The organism is Arthrobacter sp. E44 (assembly GCF_041877125.1).
GTDB lineage: Bacteria > Actinomycetota > Actinomycetes > Actinomycetales > Micrococcaceae > Arthrobacter.
Window position 1 is genome coordinate 299,657 of sequence record NZ_JBHDJA010000001.1, and the last position, 14,555, is coordinate 314,211.

Annotated in this window: 12 protein-coding genes; 9 read left to right on the forward strand and 3 right to left on the reverse strand. The window is 65.4% G+C overall.

Features of this window, described 5'->3' with window-relative positions; genetic code table 11:
• Positions 1 to 16: 16 nt before the first annotated feature.
• The gene (locus tag ACETK3_RS01335) at positions 17 to 3,826 is read right to left on the reverse strand and encodes a multifunctional oxoglutarate decarboxylase/oxoglutarate dehydrogenase thiamine pyrophosphate-binding subunit/dihydrolipoyllysine-residue succinyltransferase subunit (RefSeq protein WP_373992396.1); all 3,810 of its coding nucleotides are present in this window, start codon (positions 3,824 to 3,826) and stop codon (positions 17 to 19) included.
• Between the two features lie 556 nt (positions 3,827 to 4,382).
• Here ACETK3_RS01335 and ACETK3_RS01340 point away from each other — a divergent pair.
• From ACETK3_RS01340 to ACETK3_RS01360, 5 genes are all read left to right on the forward strand, one after another.
• Positions 4,383 to 5,720 carry a hemolysin family protein gene (locus tag ACETK3_RS01340; protein WP_237428504.1) on the forward strand — a complete coding sequence of 446 codons (1,338 nt, stop codon included), beginning with the start codon at positions 4,383 to 4,385 and terminating at the stop codon, positions 5,718 to 5,720.
• Positions 5,717 to 6,787: a hemolysin family protein gene (locus tag ACETK3_RS01345; RefSeq protein WP_236820018.1), complete on the forward strand. Its 1,071-nt coding sequence runs from the start codon at positions 5,717 to 5,719 to the stop codon at positions 6,785 to 6,787. Before ACETK3_RS01340 ends, ACETK3_RS01345 begins: the two co-directional genes overlap by 4 nt.
• Positions 6,788 to 6,923: 136 nt before the next feature.
• Positions 6,924 to 7,907 (forward strand): metal ABC transporter solute-binding protein, Zn/Mn family, encoded by a 984-nt coding sequence (locus ACETK3_RS01350; protein WP_237428503.1) that lies wholly within the window; start codon positions 6,924 to 6,926, stop codon positions 7,905 to 7,907.
• Positions 7,908 to 8,723: a metal ABC transporter ATP-binding protein gene (locus tag ACETK3_RS01355; protein ID WP_237428502.1), complete on the forward strand. Its 816-nt coding sequence runs from the start codon at positions 7,908 to 7,910 to the stop codon at positions 8,721 to 8,723.
• Positions 8,723 to 9,607, forward strand: a complete 885-nt coding sequence (locus tag ACETK3_RS01360) for a metal ABC transporter permease (protein ID WP_236798821.1) — start codon at positions 8,723 to 8,725, stop codon at positions 9,605 to 9,607. Before ACETK3_RS01355 ends, ACETK3_RS01360 begins: the two co-directional genes overlap by 1 nt.
• Here ACETK3_RS01360 and ACETK3_RS01365 read toward each other — a convergent pair.
• Positions 9,585 to 10,046 carry a Fur family transcriptional regulator gene (locus ACETK3_RS01365; RefSeq protein WP_236798820.1) on the reverse strand — a complete coding sequence of 154 codons (462 nt, stop codon included), beginning with the start codon at positions 10,044 to 10,046 and terminating at the stop codon, positions 9,585 to 9,587. The genes ACETK3_RS01360 and ACETK3_RS01365 overlap by 23 nt on opposite strands.
• Before the next feature lie 116 nt (positions 10,047 to 10,162).
• Here ACETK3_RS01365 and ACETK3_RS01370 point away from each other — a divergent pair, with 116 nt between their 5' ends.
• The gene (locus ACETK3_RS01370; RefSeq protein WP_237428501.1) at positions 10,163 to 10,819 is read left to right on the forward strand and encodes an MBL fold metallo-hydrolase; all 657 of its coding nucleotides are present in this window, start codon (positions 10,163 to 10,165) and stop codon (positions 10,817 to 10,819) included.
• Here the strand turns inward: ACETK3_RS01370 and ACETK3_RS01375 are convergent.
• Positions 10,816 to 11,928, reverse strand: a complete 1,113-nt coding sequence (locus ACETK3_RS01375) for a PLP-dependent cysteine synthase family protein (protein ID WP_272910857.1) — start codon at positions 11,926 to 11,928, stop codon at positions 10,816 to 10,818. The genes ACETK3_RS01370 and ACETK3_RS01375 overlap by 4 nt on opposite strands.
• A gap of 77 nt (positions 11,929 to 12,005) precedes the next feature.
• Between ACETK3_RS01375 and ACETK3_RS01380 the strand changes: the two genes are divergently transcribed.
• From ACETK3_RS01380 to ACETK3_RS01390, 3 genes are read left to right on the forward strand one after another with little or no spacing between them, the layout of a single operon-like run.
• Positions 12,006 to 12,920, forward strand: a complete 915-nt coding sequence (locus tag ACETK3_RS01380) for a sulfurtransferase (protein ID WP_237428500.1) — start codon at positions 12,006 to 12,008, stop codon at positions 12,918 to 12,920.
• Positions 12,917 to 14,092, forward strand: a complete 1,176-nt coding sequence (locus ACETK3_RS01385) for an NAD(P)-dependent alcohol dehydrogenase (RefSeq protein ID WP_236798815.1) — start codon at positions 12,917 to 12,919, stop codon at positions 14,090 to 14,092. The genes ACETK3_RS01380 and ACETK3_RS01385 overlap by 4 nt, the downstream gene beginning before the upstream one ends.
• Entirely contained in the window at positions 14,089 to 14,517 is a 429-nt protein-coding gene (locus ACETK3_RS01390; protein ID WP_236798814.1) for an HIT family protein, read from the forward strand. Before ACETK3_RS01385 ends, ACETK3_RS01390 begins: the two co-directional genes overlap by 4 nt.
• Positions 14,518 to 14,555: the final 38 nt, after the last annotated feature.

The window sequence follows — 14,555 nt, forward strand, 5'->3', positions numbered from 1 at the left end:
CGGGCAGCCTTACTGCTTACTTCCTGTCAAATGCCTGCTTCAGGAGCGCATCCTGTTCCGCAGCGTGGCGCTTCATGGAACCGGCGGCCGTGGAGGCAGAGGCCGGCCGGGACACCAGGCGGACGCGGCGGTCGAGAATCTCCGGCAGGTTCAGGCCGATGAACGGCCATGGTCCCTGGTTTGCAGGCTCGTCCTGGGCCCACACCACCTCGGCGTTGGGGTACTTGGCGAGTTCCGCAGCGATCTCCTGGTGCGGCAGCGGGTACAGCTGCTCCACGCGGACGATGGCAGTGGTCTGGTCGCCGGTCTTCTGCCGGGTGGACAGGAGATCGTAGTACAGGCGGCCGGAAACCAGGAGGACGCGCTCGACGGCGGTGGCCGGCAGCTGCTCATGCTCGCCGATCACCGGGCGGAACGTGCCGTTGGTGAAGTCCTCCACCGACGAGGCGGCGGCCTTCAGGCGCAGCAGCTGCTTCGGTGTGAAGATGATCAAGGGCTTCCGTGGGCGGCTGTAAGCCTGCCGGCGCAGCAGGTGGAAGTGCGAGGCGGCCGTGGTTGGGTTGGCCACGATCATGTTGTCCTCCGCGCACAGCTGCAGGAAGCGCTCGATCCTTGCCGAGGAGTGGTCCGGGCCCTGGCCTTCGTAGCCGTGCGGCAGCATCAGGACCAGCGAGGAGCGCTGTCCCCACTTCTGCTCTGCGGAGGAGATGAACTCGTCGATGATGGTCTGTGCACCGTTGACGAAGTCACCGAACTGGGCCTCCCAGAGGACCAGGGCATCCGGACGCTCCACGGAGTAGCCGTACTCGAAGCCCATGGCCGCATATTCGGACAGCAGGGAGTCGTAGATCCACAGCTTGGCCTGGTCATCAGAGAGGTTGCCCAGGGGCAGCCATTCCTTGCCGTTGGCGCGGTCGTGGAAGACGGCGTGGCGCTGGACGAACGTTCCGCGGCGGGAGTCCTGGCCGGCCAGGCGCACGGGGACGCCTTCCATGATCAGGGACCCGAAGGCCGCGATCTCGCCGAAGCCCCAGTCGATGCCGCCCTGGCGGGACATCTGCTCGCGCTTTTCGAGCAGCTGCTTCAGCTTGGGGTGGACGGTGAAGCCCTCGGGGATCTCGACGTGGGCCTTGCCGATCCGGGCCAGGGTCTCGGCGCTGATGGCCGTGGAGGCCGGCGCGTTGACGCTGGAATCGGACTGCTGGGCCTTGGGCCGTTCGATGTCGGACACGGCGGCGGAATCCGCGGTGACGATCGGAATCGGTGAGGTCTGGGCGGCGTGGGTCTCAGCGAAGACCCGCTCCAGCCGTTCCTGGTAGTCGCGGAGCAGCTGCTCGGCTTCTTCCTCGGTGATGTCCCCGCGGCCAATGAGCGACTCGGTGTACAGCTTGCGGACGGAGCGCTTGGCTTCGATCAGGTTGTACATCAGCGGCTGGGTCATCGAGGGGTCGTCACCCTCGTTGTGGCCCCGGCGGCGGTAGCAGACCATGTCGATGACAACGTCCTTGTGGAAGCGCTGCCGGAACTCGTAGGCAAGCTGGCCGATGCGGACAACGGCCTCGGGGTCGTCGCCGTTCACGTGGAATACCGGTGCCTGGATCATCTTGGCAACGTCCGTGGAGTACGTGGACGAACGCGAGGACGACGGGGCGGTGGTGAAGCCCACCTGGTTGTTGACCACGATGTGGATGGTGCCGCCGGTGCGGTAGCCGCGGAGCTGGGACAGGTTGAGGGTTTCGGCCACAACACCCTGTCCGGCGAAGGCTGCGTCACCGTGCACCATGATGGGCAGGACGGGGAATGATTCGCCCTGGTCCAGCCGGTCCTGCTTGGCCCGGACGATGCCCTCAAGGACGGAGTCCACGGCTTCCAGGTGCGACGGGTTGGCGGCGAGGTAGACCTTGGTTTCCTTGCCGTTGTCCGAGGTGAACGTGCCTTCGGTGCCCAGGTGGTACTTGACGTCGCCGGAGCCCTGGACGGAGCGGGGGTCCTGCGTGCCCTCGAATTCGCGGAAGACCTGGGCGTAGGTCTTGCCGGCAATGTTGGTCAGGACGTTGAGGCGGCCGCGGTGGGCCATACCGATGGCGACCTCGTCCAGGCCGTCGTCGGCTGCATCGGACATGATCGCGTCCAACAGTGGGATCAGGGACTCGCCGCCCTCAAGGGAGAAGCGCTTCTGGCCCACGAACTTGGTCTGCAGGAACGTCTCAAAGGCCTCGGCAGCGTTCAGCTTGGAGACGATCCGCAGCTGCTCTTCCCGGCTGGGCTTGGAGTAGGGGTGCTCCAGTTGGTCCTGGAACCACTTGCGCTCGGCAGGTTCCTGGATGTGCATGTATTCGATGCCGGTGGTGCGGCAGTAGGCATCGCGCAGGACCCCCAGGATGTCGCGGAACTTCAGCATCGGCTTGCCGCCGAAACCGCCGGTGGGCCATTCTCGGTCCAGGTCCCAGAGGGTCAGGCCGTAGGTGAGGACGTCAAGGTCCGGGTGCTTGCGCTGCACGTATTCCAGCGGATCGGTGTCGGCCATCAGGTGGCCGCGCACGCGGAAGGAGTGGATCAGCTGCTGGATCCGGGCCACCTTGTTGATCTCGTCAGCGGGGTCGACCTGCAGGTCGGGGCTCCAGCGGACAGGCTCGTAGGGGATGCGCAGGGCTTCGAAGATCTCGTCGTAGAAGTTCTGGGCACCCAGCAGGAGCTGGTGGACCAGCTTCAGGAACTCGCCGCTGCCGGCGCCCTGGATGACCCGGTGGTCGTAGGTCGAGGTCAGGGTGAGGACCTTGCTGATGGCGTTCTGGGCGATGATCTTCTCGCTGGCGCCCTGGAACTCGGCGGGGTAGTCGAGGGCGCCGACGCCGATGATGGCCGCCTGGCCCTTGGAAAGACGCGGTACCGAGTGCACGGTGCCGATGCCGCCGGGGTTGGTCAGGGACACGGTGGTGCCCTGGTGGTCCTCAGCGGTGAGCTTGCCGTTGCGGGCGCGCTTGATGAGGTCCTCGTAGGTGTGCCAGAACTCGGCGAAGTTGAGGGTCTCAGCCTTCTTGATGTTCGGGACCATGAGCAGGCGGGTGCCGTCGGGCTTGGGCATGTCGATGGCGATGCCGAAGTTGACGTGGGCCGGCTGGACCGCGACAGGCTTGCCGTCCACCTCGTCGTAGTACACGTTCATCGACGGGAACTGGGACAGGGCCCGGATCACGGCGTAGCCGATGAGGTGGGTGAAGGACACCTTGCCGCCGCGGGCACGGGCCAGGTTGGAGTTGATGACCACGCGGTTGTCGATGAGCAGCTTGGCGGGAATGGCGCGGACGCTGGTGGCGGTGGGCACCTGGAGGCTGGTCACCATGTTGGTGGCGATGGCCTTGGCCGGGCCGCGGAGGACGGAGACGACGTCTTCCTCGGGAGCCGTGGGCGCCTTAACGTTCTTGGGCAGCTGGGCCGGGATGGGCTGCGAGCCGGTGCCGGCTTCGGTCTTCTTGCCGCCATCGCGCGCTTCGGTTGCGGGGGCCTTCTTGACGGGCGCGGGGGCTGCTGCAGGGGCAGCGGCGGCCGGTGCGGCCGGGGGAGTGGGAGGGGCAGCTGCCGGCGACGGTGCCGGTGCTGCGGGAGCCGTTTTTACGACAGGGAGTTCCCGGGTGGGAGGGTTGACGGCGTGCGCGGAATTTCCGTTGGAAGATGAACCGTTGCCCGAGTCGAAGGATTCAAACAGGGGCCACCACTTGGCGTCCACTGCATTCTTGTCCTGTTGGTACTGCTCGTACAGTTCGTCAACGAGCCACTCGTTTCCGCCAAATTCCTCTGGTAGACGGTGGCTTGGCTGCTCTGGCACTTGAAATACGCCTCTTCCATGAGTTTGATTTCTCTTTGGCCCCCCGGTGCTTCAGCACTACGTTCGAACCAGTCTCTGTCCTCTGAACCCGGACCTTTGCAAGTCTAGTGAGCATTCCGTGTTAACTGCCAATAAGGGTGACCCAAATCATGATGTGGCGGACGGGGGCCGAAATATGGCGGCTGTCCGGTGTCGCCGCCAGGTCCCCGGGCCAGGACTTCGCCTCCTTCCGGCCGCCGGAACAGGGCGTTTTCCGCCGTCCGGCCGGGCCTTGCGGCAAGGGGTGCTCCTGTAGACTGAAATTCTTATGGACAGTAAATCTAGGTGCCGGCCTGGGCGCTGTCAGCGGAGCATGAAGAGAAGCGCCGCGCAGTCCGCCCACAGAGCCGGCAAACCCCGACAACGCGCCCATCACCAGCCAACGGCCCAGCTTGCCGCAACCCGCACGGACCAGGCATCGGTATCTGCCGACCATCCTCCGCCGGGACGAAACAGCTTCCCAACATTCCCATTGAGCACGCTTGAGGCATTTTCCGCACGTCAGGCGGGATGCTGAATGGAGTGGCTTCTCCTTGCAGCAGGCTTGCTGCTGATCGCCGGCACCGGATTCTTTGTTGCCGTCGAATTCTCCCTCATCGCCCTGGACCAGCCCACTGTCCAGCGGGCAATTGACGACGGCGACACGGGGGCAGTGCCCCTGCTCACCTGCCTCAAGTCCCTGTCGACCCAGTTGTCCAGTTGCCAGCTCGGAATCACCTTGACCACACTGCTCACCGGTTACGTCATGGAACCGTCAGTAGGCCGCCTCCTTAAGGCGGCGCTGGCCGCCGTCGGGCTTCCCTCCGTGGCGGTGGAGTCCGTCTCGCTCATCCTGGCGATGGTCCTGGCGACGCTGCTGTCCATGCTCCTGGGTGAGCTGGTGCCGAAAAACATGGCGATCGCGCTGGCCTTCCCCGTGGGCCGCGCCCTGGCGGGGCCGCAGCTGGTTTTCACCGCGATCTTCAAGCCGGCCATCCTGGTCCTCAACGGCTTTTCCAACAGGATCCTGCACATCTTTGGGCTGGAAGCCAAAGAGGAAATTTCGGGAGCACGGACGCCGGCGGAGCTTGCTTCCCTGGTTCGCCGGTCCGCGGCTATGGGAACGCTCGATGCCGGGACCGCCAACTTCATTGCCCGCACCTTGAATTTCTCGTCGCGGACAGCAGCCGACGTGATGACCCCGCGCATCCGGCTGGAGACGATCGACGCCGACCAGCCGGTGTCCGATGTGGTGGATGCGGCACGCAGGACCGGGTACTCGCGGTTCCCCGTCATCGGTGACTCGGCCGATGACATCCGCGGCCTGGTGCACATCAAGAAAGCTGTTGCCGTTCCGTGGGAACGCCGCCAAAACCTCGAAGCCGGCGCCATCATGACCGAGGTGCTGCGCGTGCCGGAGACCATCCACCTGGATGCGCTGCTGGCAGAACTGCGGGAAGGAAACCTGCAGTTGGCCGTGGTTCTGGATGAATATGGCGGAACCGCAGGCATCGCCACCCTGGAGGACCTGGTGGAAGAGATCGTGGGGGAGGTGGCGGACGAGCACGACAAGGTCCGCCCGGGACTCCTGCAAAGCGCCTCCGGCGACTGGTATTTCCCGGGGCTCCTCCGGCCCGACGAACTGTCCGAACAGATCCCGGGGTTGAGTGTTCCCGACGAAGCGGCCTACGAAACCGTGGGCGGCTATGTCATGAGCAAGCTGGGCAGGATCGCCGTCGTGGGCGACACGGTGGCCGTCAACGGCGGAACACTGAGCGTCACCAGGATGGACGGACGCAGGATCGACCGCATCTGCTTCCACCCGGCAGCAGCAGAAGCGGCTGCGCAGGATGCCAATGACAGGAGCAAGCCATGAGCGACTGGGCCGGAATACTCTGGCTGTGCTTCCTCCTGCTGGGCAACGCTTTTTTCGTGGCTGCTGAATTCGCAATCATGTCAGCCCGCCGCAGCCAGATTGAGCCGTTGGCAGACACCGGGTCCAAGCGGGCCCAGACCACCCTGCGCGCCATGGAGAATGTCTCCCTGATGCTGGCCTGCGCGCAGTTGGGAATCACCGTCTGCTCGCTGCTGATCCTGCTGGTGGCCGAGCCGGCCATTCACCACCTTCTTGCTGTTCCCATCGAGACGGTGGGCCTGCCGTCGGAAGTGGCTGATGTCGCTGCCTTCGCAGTGGCCCTGATGCTGGTGACGTTCCTGCACGTGACGTTCGGCGAGATGGTGCCCAAGAACATCTCCGTCTCCGTGGCGGACAAGGCAGCCCTGTTCCTGGCTCCGCCGCTGCTGTTCATCTCGCGCCTGGTCCACCCCGTGATTTCAGTCCTTAACTGGTCGGCCAACCACATCCTGAAGCTGATGCGGGTGGAACCCAAGGATGAGGTGACGTCCTCCTTCACACTGGAGGAGGTGCAGTCGATCGTGCAGGAGTCCACGCGCCACGGTTTGGTGGACGACGACGCCGGGCTCATCACCGGCGCGCTCGAGTTCTCCGAACATACGGCGCAGGACATCATGGTGCCGCTTGAAAAGCTCGTCATGCTGCCGGCTTCCACCACCCCGGTGGAGTTCGAAAAAGCCGTCAGCCGTACGGGTTTCTCCAGGTTCCCGATGCTGGATGACGAGGACATGCTTTACGGCTACCTCCACGTGAAGGACGTGCTGTCCATTCCGGAATCAGGTTACGAACTGCCGATTGCCGAAAGCCGCATCCGCTCGCTCGCCAACCTTTCCCTGGGTGACGAGATCGAAAAAGCCATGTCCGTCATGCAGCGCACCGGGTCGCACCTTGCCCGCGTGATCGGCCCTGATGGCAACACAAGGGGCGTCCTCTTCCTTGAGGACGTGATTGAACAGCTTGTCGGTGAAATCCGGGATGCAACCCAGGCCACCGGCATTCGCCGACTGGGGCAGCCGAACGGAGGCTGACTTACCGTGGCGCTCCTCGGGCAGGCAGGGGCGCCACGGTCCAACCAGTCTCCGTGAAACCTAAATAGGAATCATTCGCATTTGGGTATAGGCTTGTGTCTGTTGCCTTCCCTTCCTGTGTGAACTGAGGTTTTTCGTGCGCCGTACAGCCACTGCCAGCTCCTTCCTTGCCGCCGTGACAGGCGTCGGTCTCCTGCTCAGTGCATGCAGCGGCCAACCGTCGCAGGTCCCGGACGCGGAGCAGGGTATCAACGTCGTGGCATCAACGAACGTTTACGGCGACATTGCCCGGACCATCGGTGGTGACAAGGTCAAGGTCACCTCGATCATCAACAACGCCGGGCAGGATCCGCACTCGTACGAGGCGACCGCCCAGGACCGGCTGGCCGTGTCCAAGTCCCAGCTGGTCATCGAAAATGGCGGCGGCTACGACGACTTCATCCATACCTTGGTGGAGGGCAGCAGGATCGACAGTGCAGGCGTGCTGACCGCCGTCGAAATTTCCGGGCTTGCCCACCCGGAGGATGCCACGGCCGGCCCGTCGGCAACACCCGCGGAGGAGTCCGGCGCACACAGCGGACACGACCACGGCGGCCTGAACGAGCACGTGTGGTACAGCCTGCCGGCCATGGAGCGCGTGGCCGATGCCATTGCGGGCAAGCTGGCGTCGCTGGATCCGGCCTCGGCCGCCTCCTTCACCGCCAACGCGGACTCCTTCAAGTCCTCCCTGGCACAGCTTCACTCCAAGGTGGACGCCATGAAGGCGGCCACGCCGGGCAGCCGCGTAGCAGTCACGGAGCCAGTCCCGCTCTACCTTTTGGAGGAGGCCGGCCTGGTCAACGCCACGCCTGAGCAATACACCGCTGCCATCGAAGAGGGCAGCGACGTTCCTCCCGCGGTGCTGAAGGAGGCCACGGACCTGGTTGGCTCGAAGTCCGTACGCCTCCTGGCCTACAACGCCCAAACGGAAGGCCCGCAGACGGAGGCACTCAAGAAGGCAGCCGAATCCGCTGGTGTTCCGGTGGTCGACTTCACCGAGACCCTGCCTGAAGGCAAGACCTACCTGCAGTGGATGACGGACAATGTGAACAACATCAGCAAGGTTCTGGAGACAAACTAGGTGAAATCCGTCGTAAGCCTCAAAGGGGCGTGCCTCGCGTTCGGTCAGCGCACCCTTTGGGAGGACCTGGACCTGGACATCAGGCCCGGGGAGTTTTTCGCCGTGCTGGGCCCCAACGGCAGCGGCAAGACAAGTTTCCTCAAGGTCCTGCTGGGCCTGCAGAAGCTGCAGTCCGGACAGGCAACCTTGGGCGGCCGCCCGGTGGAAGGGGGCAGCAGCCTGATCGGCTACATTCCCCAGCAGAAGTCGTTCGCGCCGGACACCCCCATGCGCGCCCGCGATTTGGTGGCCCTCGGCGTGGACGGCCACAAGTTTGGGATCCGGCTTTCAGCCCGCAAGACCAACCGCAGGGTGGACCAGTTGCTGGAACTGGTGGGAGCCTCCGACTACGCCAAAGTCCCGGTTGGCCAGCTCTCAGGCGGAGAGCAGCAGCGGCTCCGGGTGGCGCAGGCACTGGCCACGGACCCAAAGGTGCTGCTCTGCGACGAACCGCTGCTGTCCCTTGACCTCCACCACCAGCAGGCCGTCAGCGCCCTGATCCACCAACAGAGCCGGGAACACGACACCGCCGTCGTCTTCGTGACCCATGAAATCAACCCGATCATCGACTACGTGGACCGGGTCCTGTACCTGGCGGGGGGACGCTTCCGCGTGGGGGCGCCGGAAGAGGTCATGACCACCGAAGTGCTCTCAGACCTCTACGGCAGCCACGTGGAGGTCATCCATGCCAACGGCAGGATCGTCGTCGTCGGCCTGCCGGATGCCACCACGCATCACCACCACGAGGCGGACGCGCTGGCAGGGGAGGTGGCCTGATGGACGCCGACAGCATCCTGGGCGCCATCTTCAACTTCGACAACTATGGCGAACTGCTGGTCCTGGTCCAGAACTCAATCTGGGCAGGCGCCATCCTGGGCCTCCTCGGCGGGCTGGTGGGAACATTCGTCATGAAACGGGACCTTGCCTTCGCGGTCCACGGCATCTCCGAACTTTCCTTCGCAGGTGCCGCCTTTGCCCTGCTGGTTGGGGCGGACGTGGTGTTTGGCTCGCTCATAGGCTCGGTGGCGGCCGCCCTGCTGCTGGGCCTGATGGGGGTCCGGGCCAGGGATAAGAACTCCATCATCGGCGTCATCATGCCCTTCGGCCTGGGACTTGGCATCCTGTTCCTTTCCCTGTACCAGGGCCGTGCGGCAAACAAGTTCGGCCTGCTGACCGGCCAGATCGTCTCCGTGGACACCGTCCAGCTGCAGGCCCTGGCGGGGACCGCCGTCGTGGTTGTGCTTGTGCTGGTGGCCGTGTGGCGTCCGCTGAACTTCGCCAGCGTTGACCCGGAGCTCGCCGAGGCCAGGGGAGTGCCCGTCCGAACGCTGGGAATCGTGTTCATGATTGTGCTGGGCGTCAGCGTGGCCCTGTCCATCCAGGTGGTGGGGGCCCTGCTGGTGCTTGCCCTGCTGATAACGCCCGCAGCCGCGGCGCTGCGCGTAACGTCGTCGCCGGCAGCGGTGGTGGTCCTGAGCGTGGTCTTCGCCGTGACGGCAACCGTGGGCGGCATCCTGCTGGCCCTGGGGGGACGGATCCCGATCAGCCCCTACGTCACCACGTTGTCGTTCCTGATTTATGTGGTGTGCCGCATCATCGGTTCCGTGCGCGACGCCCGGGGGATCAACGGCCGGGTCCTTACAGTTTCCCGGCAGCCTTAAGGGCGGTGCAGTCGGGGCAAAGGCCGAAAATTTCCACGGTGTGGTCCACCTCGGTGAACCCGTGTTCGGCCGCCATGCGCACCGCCCACGTTTCCACCGCGGGTGCTTCCACCTCCACTGCCTTTCCGCAATTCCTGCACAGCAGGTGATGGTGGTGGCCGGTCACGGCGCAGCGCCGGTACACCGCCTCGCCGTCGCCGTTGCGCAGCACGTCCACCAGGCCTTCGTCGGCCAGTGACTGCAGGATCCGGTAGGCAGTGGCGAGCGAAACGGAGACGCCCTGGTTCTGCAGGATCCGGTAAAGCTCCTGCGTGCTGACAAAGTCATCGAGATCGTCCAGGGCCGCGCTGACGGCCTTCCGCTGTTTGGTGACGCGCTGTTCCTTGCCGCCTCCTGCCGGGGATGGGGCGGCGGAATCAGCCTTGACGCCGATCGGCATGGACGAACTCTCTTCCGTGGGGGGCAGACATCAAGATTACCAGTCGGTGCCTGGCAGCCGGATTTCGCCGGCAGGGTTCGTGGACAGCCTTCAGGAACGGAACCTAGGCTGGCGCTATGAAGCTGACCAAGTACACCCATGCCTGTGTCCGTCTTGAGAAGGAAGGCAGGGTCCTGGTCCTCGATCCGGGCACCTTTTCCGAATCGGCAGAAGCGCTGGCGGGGGCCCAGGCCGTCCTGGTGACGCACGAACACGCAGACCACCTTGACACCAAGGCCGTGGTGGAAGCCCTGGAAAAGGATAAAGACCTGGCGCTGTTTGCCCCAGCGGGCGTCGCCGGCCAGCTGCGCGGGGAAGCCCCGGAGGCAGCGGACCGGATCCACACCGTGGAACCGGGGGCGTCGTTCCAGGCTGCCGGCTTTGACATCCGCAGCTTCGGGGGACAGCACGCCCTCATCCACCCCCAAATTCCCTTGGTGGCGAACATCGGCTTCCTGGTGGACGGCAACGTGTACCACCCGGGCGACTCGTTCATCATCCCGGACGGCATCGACGTCCAGACCCTCCTGGTCCCGTTGCACGCACCGTGGAGCAAGTCCGCGGAGGTGGTGGACTTCGTGATCGGCGTGCGGGCGCCGCGGGCGTTCCAGATCCACGACGGGCTGCTCAATGAGAACGGCCTGGGCATCGTCGAAGGGCACGTGAAGCGGATTGGCGCCAAGTACGGCACGGAATACCGGCACCTGGCCCCGCGCGAGTCCGTGGAAGTCTAGGCCACCGCCCCGGTCCACTCCCCGGTGTCCAGGAAGCGCGCGATTGCCGCTTCGTAGGGTGCCGGATCCAGCCCCTGGGAAGCCAGCCACTCCTGGTTCCAGTGCGTGCCCGCATAGCGGTCGCCGCCGTCGCACATCAACGAAACGACGCTGCCCCGCCGGCCTTCGGACAGAAGCTGCGCGACTGTTTCCCAGACGCCCCAGAGGTTGGTGCCCGTAGACGGGCCGGCATGCAGGCCCGCGTAATGGTGCAGGTGGCGCATCGCGGCAACCGACGCCGCATCCGGCACCCGGACCATCCTGTCTATAACCGTGGGGATGAAGCTCGGCTCCATCCGGGTCCGCCCAATTCCTTCGATCCGCGAGGGAACGCTGGCGGGCTGTCCATCTGCCTCACCCAGCCAGCCGGGGTAGAACGCGGAGTTTTCGGGGTCCACCACCAGCAGCTTGGTGGGATATGAGTGGTAGCGCAGGTACCGGCCGATGGTGGCGCTGGTCCCGCCCGTGCCGGCGCCCACCACTACCCAGTCGGGGACGGGGTGCGGCTCAAGGCTGAGCTGGCCGAAGATGGATTCGGCGATGTTGTTATTCCCGCGCCAGTCCGTGGCCCGCTCTGCGTAGGTGAATTGGTCCATGTAATGCCCGTTGCAGGTGGCGGCTACGTCTTCTGCCACGGCATACACGTCCGGGGCGTTCTCCACCAGGAGGCAGGAGCCGCCGAATTGCTCAATCAGGGCGATCTTTTCCTGGCTGGTGGTGCGGGCCATGACGGCGATGAAGGGAAGTCCCAGCAGCTGGGCAAAATACGCTTCCGATACCGCAGTGCTGCCGCTGGAAGCCTCGACGATGGTGGTGTCCTGCCGGATCCAGCCATTGACCAGCCCGAACAGGAAGAGGGACCTTGCCAGGCGGTGCTTGAGGCTGCCGGAACGGTGTGTCGACTCGTCCTTGAGGTACAGCTGGATGCCCCAGTGCTCCGGGAGCGGTACTGCATAAAGGTGTGTATCCGCGGAGCGGTTGTTCTCCGCTTTGATGGTGCGGATGGCCTGGTCCGCCCACTCCCGGTCCCTTGCGCCGCTGCTCCTGCCGGTGCTGCCCTCGATCGTCACTAATCCAGCGTACCCGCGGTTCGGGAGCCGTCCGTCTAGAGTGGGACCCGTTGGCAAAACAAGGCGTAGGGAGTGCAATGAAGCCGTTGATCGACGTCCCGGAACTTGAGGCAAGGCTTGCCGCCGGATACCGGACGGTCCTACTGGACGTGCGCTGGGCCCTGGGCGATCCGCACGGCCATGAACACTACCTCGCGGAACACCTGCCGGGCGCGGTCTTCGTAGATCTGGCCACTGAACTCTCTGATTCGTCGGTTCCGGACCGCGGGCGGCACCCGCTGCCGGCTCGGGAACAGTTCCAGGAGTCGGCACAGCGCTGGGGAATCCGTAACGGCGACGTGGTGGTTGCCTACGATGACAGTGCCAACATGGCGGCGGCGAGGCTGTGGTGGATGCTGCGTGACGCAGGCTTGGCAGCGGTCTACCTGCTCGACGGCGGCCTGGCCGCCTGGCGGGCAGCCGGACTTCCGCTCGAGTCGGGCCCGGTTCAGCCCAGCCCCGGCGACGTGGAGTTGGGCAGCGGGCACATGCCTGCGCTGGACGCCGGTGCTGCCGCCGGCTGGGCGCACAGCGGACTGTTGCTCGATGCGAGGGCAGGGGAGAGATACCGGGGCGAGGTTGAGCCCGTGGACCCGCGCGCCGGCCATATCCCCGGGGCGGTCAGTGCCCCCACCGCGGGCAACGTCGATAACGCCGGACGCTTCCTGCCGCCGGGGCAGTTGCGGCGGAGGTTTGCGGACCTCGGGGTCCAGGACGGAACGCCGGTGGCGGTTTATTGTGGCTCAGGCGTTACGGCAGCCCATGAGGTTGCTGCGCTGGAAGTTGCCGGGTTCCGGGCAGCGTTGTATCCAGGCTCTTTCTCCGAGTGGTCCAACCGCCCGGAACTGCCGGTCGCGATCGGCGCGGAGCCAGGGGGCGTCGGGTCGGATCCCGGCGACGCCGGAACCCCGGCTGGAAAGTCCGCAGGAGCCGGGGGTAGCGTCGCACTATGACACCAGGACGCCCTGTACCACCGCCCCTTGCCAAACCCATCACCCCGGCCCCGGAAAATGCGCCCGCCCCTGGCAGTGTGCCAGCGACGGAAGCCGGTGCTCTCGCCGCAGCCTACGGTGCAGCGTCCGGGGATAGCGGCCTTGTACCGCTGACAGTGGCCCGCCGGGCACCCAAACCGGACGACGTCGAAATCGCCATCGAATTCTGCGGGCTGTGCCACTCGGACGTGCACGCCACCCGCGGCGAGTGGGGCGGCCAGACCTACCCGCTGGTGCCAGGCCACGAAATCGTGGGAACTGTCAGCAGGATCGGCTCGGACGTCACTGACTTCGCGGTTGGTGAGAGGGTAGGCGTGGGCTGCATGGTGGACTCCTGCCGCGAGTGCGACAGCTGCCTGGACGGCCTGGAGCAGTACTGCGAAAACGGCATGACAGGCACCTACGGTGCAAAGGACCGCAGGAACGGGGACGCCATCACCCAGGGCGGCTATTCCTCGTCGATCGTGGTGGACCGCCGCTATGTCCTGCGCGTCCCGGACTCACTGGACCCGGCCGCCGTCGCGCCCCTGCTGTGCGCGGGCGTCACGACGTTCTCCCCGCTGCGGCACTTCGACGTCGAAGAAGGCGACGTGGTGGGCGTGGTGGGCCTGGGCGGACTGGGCCATATGGCCGTCAAGCTCGCCAAGGCCATGGGCGCGAAGGTGGTGGTGTTCACCACCTCGGAGTCGAAGGTCGCCGCCGCCCTGGGACTGGGGGCCGATGAAGTTGTCCTCTCCCGGGACGAAGCCGCCATGGCTGCCGCGGACCGCACCATCGACCTCATCATCGACACCGTTGCCGCCCCGCACGACCTGAACCCGTTCTTCCGCACCCTGCGCGTGGACGGCGCACTGTTCCAGCTTGGCCTGCCGTCGGAAGCCATGCCGCCGGTCAACCCGGGCGCCCTCATCCGCCGCAGGATCGCGTATGCCGGGTCATTGATTGGCGGCATCGCCGAAACCCAGGAGATGCTGGATTTCTGCGCGGAGCACGGCGTGGTGGCCGATATCGAGATGGTGTCCGCCGGCCAGCTGAATGAGGCCTACGACCGGATGGTCGCTGGAGACGTAAAGTACCGGTTCGTGCTGGATACCAGCACGCTGCAGCCAGCCGCCGAGGAGGCAAACGCATGAGCACGCTGTTCACGAAGATCCTGAAGGGCGAGATCCCCGGCCGGTTCGTATGGCGCGAGGACGATGTGTCGGCTTTCCTGACCACGGGCCCGCTCGCCGACGGCCATACACTGGTGGTTCCCACCGAGGAAGTGGACCGCTGGACGGACGCCCGGCCGGAAACCCTTGCCAAAGTCATGGAAGTGGCGCGGCGGATTGGCGCCGTGCAGGTGGACATCTTCGGTGCGCGGCGTGCGGGCCTGATCGTGGCCGGCTATGAAATCAACCATCTGCACGTCCACGTGTGGCCCTCGCGCAGCATGGCCGACTTCGACTTCGGCTCCGCGGACCAGAACCCGGATCCCGCGGTCCTGGACGCCAACGCGGAGAAGCTGCGTGACGGGCTGCGCGCAGCCGGCTACGGGGAGTTCGTTCCGGCGTCCTAACCTTTGTTCCCTGCCCGCCGCTGCTGCGGCGGGCAGGG

Coding starts and splice junctions, on each gene's coding strand:
- ACETK3_RS01365 (WP_236798820.1), bottom strand. CDS start 10,046: ATGCCGATCGGCGTCAAGGCTGATTCCGCCGCCCCATCCCCGGCAGGA.
- ACETK3_RS01345 (WP_236820018.1), top strand. CDS start 5,717: ATGAGCGACTGGGCCGGAATACTCTGGCTGTGCTTCCTCCTGCTGGGC.
- ACETK3_RS01370 (WP_237428501.1), top strand. CDS start 10,163: ATGAAGCTGACCAAGTACACCCATGCCTGTGTCCGTCTTGAGAAGGAA.
- ACETK3_RS01380 (WP_237428500.1), top strand. CDS start 12,006: ATGAAGCCGTTGATCGACGTCCCGGAACTTGAGGCAAGGCTTGCCGCC.
- ACETK3_RS01385 (WP_236798815.1), top strand. CDS start 12,917: ATGACACCAGGACGCCCTGTACCACCGCCCCTTGCCAAACCCATCACC.
- ACETK3_RS01360 (WP_236798821.1), top strand. CDS start 8,723: ATGGACGCCGACAGCATCCTGGGCGCCATCTTCAACTTCGACAACTAT.
- ACETK3_RS01340 (WP_237428504.1), top strand. CDS start 4,383: ATGGAGTGGCTTCTCCTTGCAGCAGGCTTGCTGCTGATCGCCGGCACC.
- ACETK3_RS01390 (WP_236798814.1), top strand. CDS start 14,089: ATGAGCACGCTGTTCACGAAGATCCTGAAGGGCGAGATCCCCGGCCGG.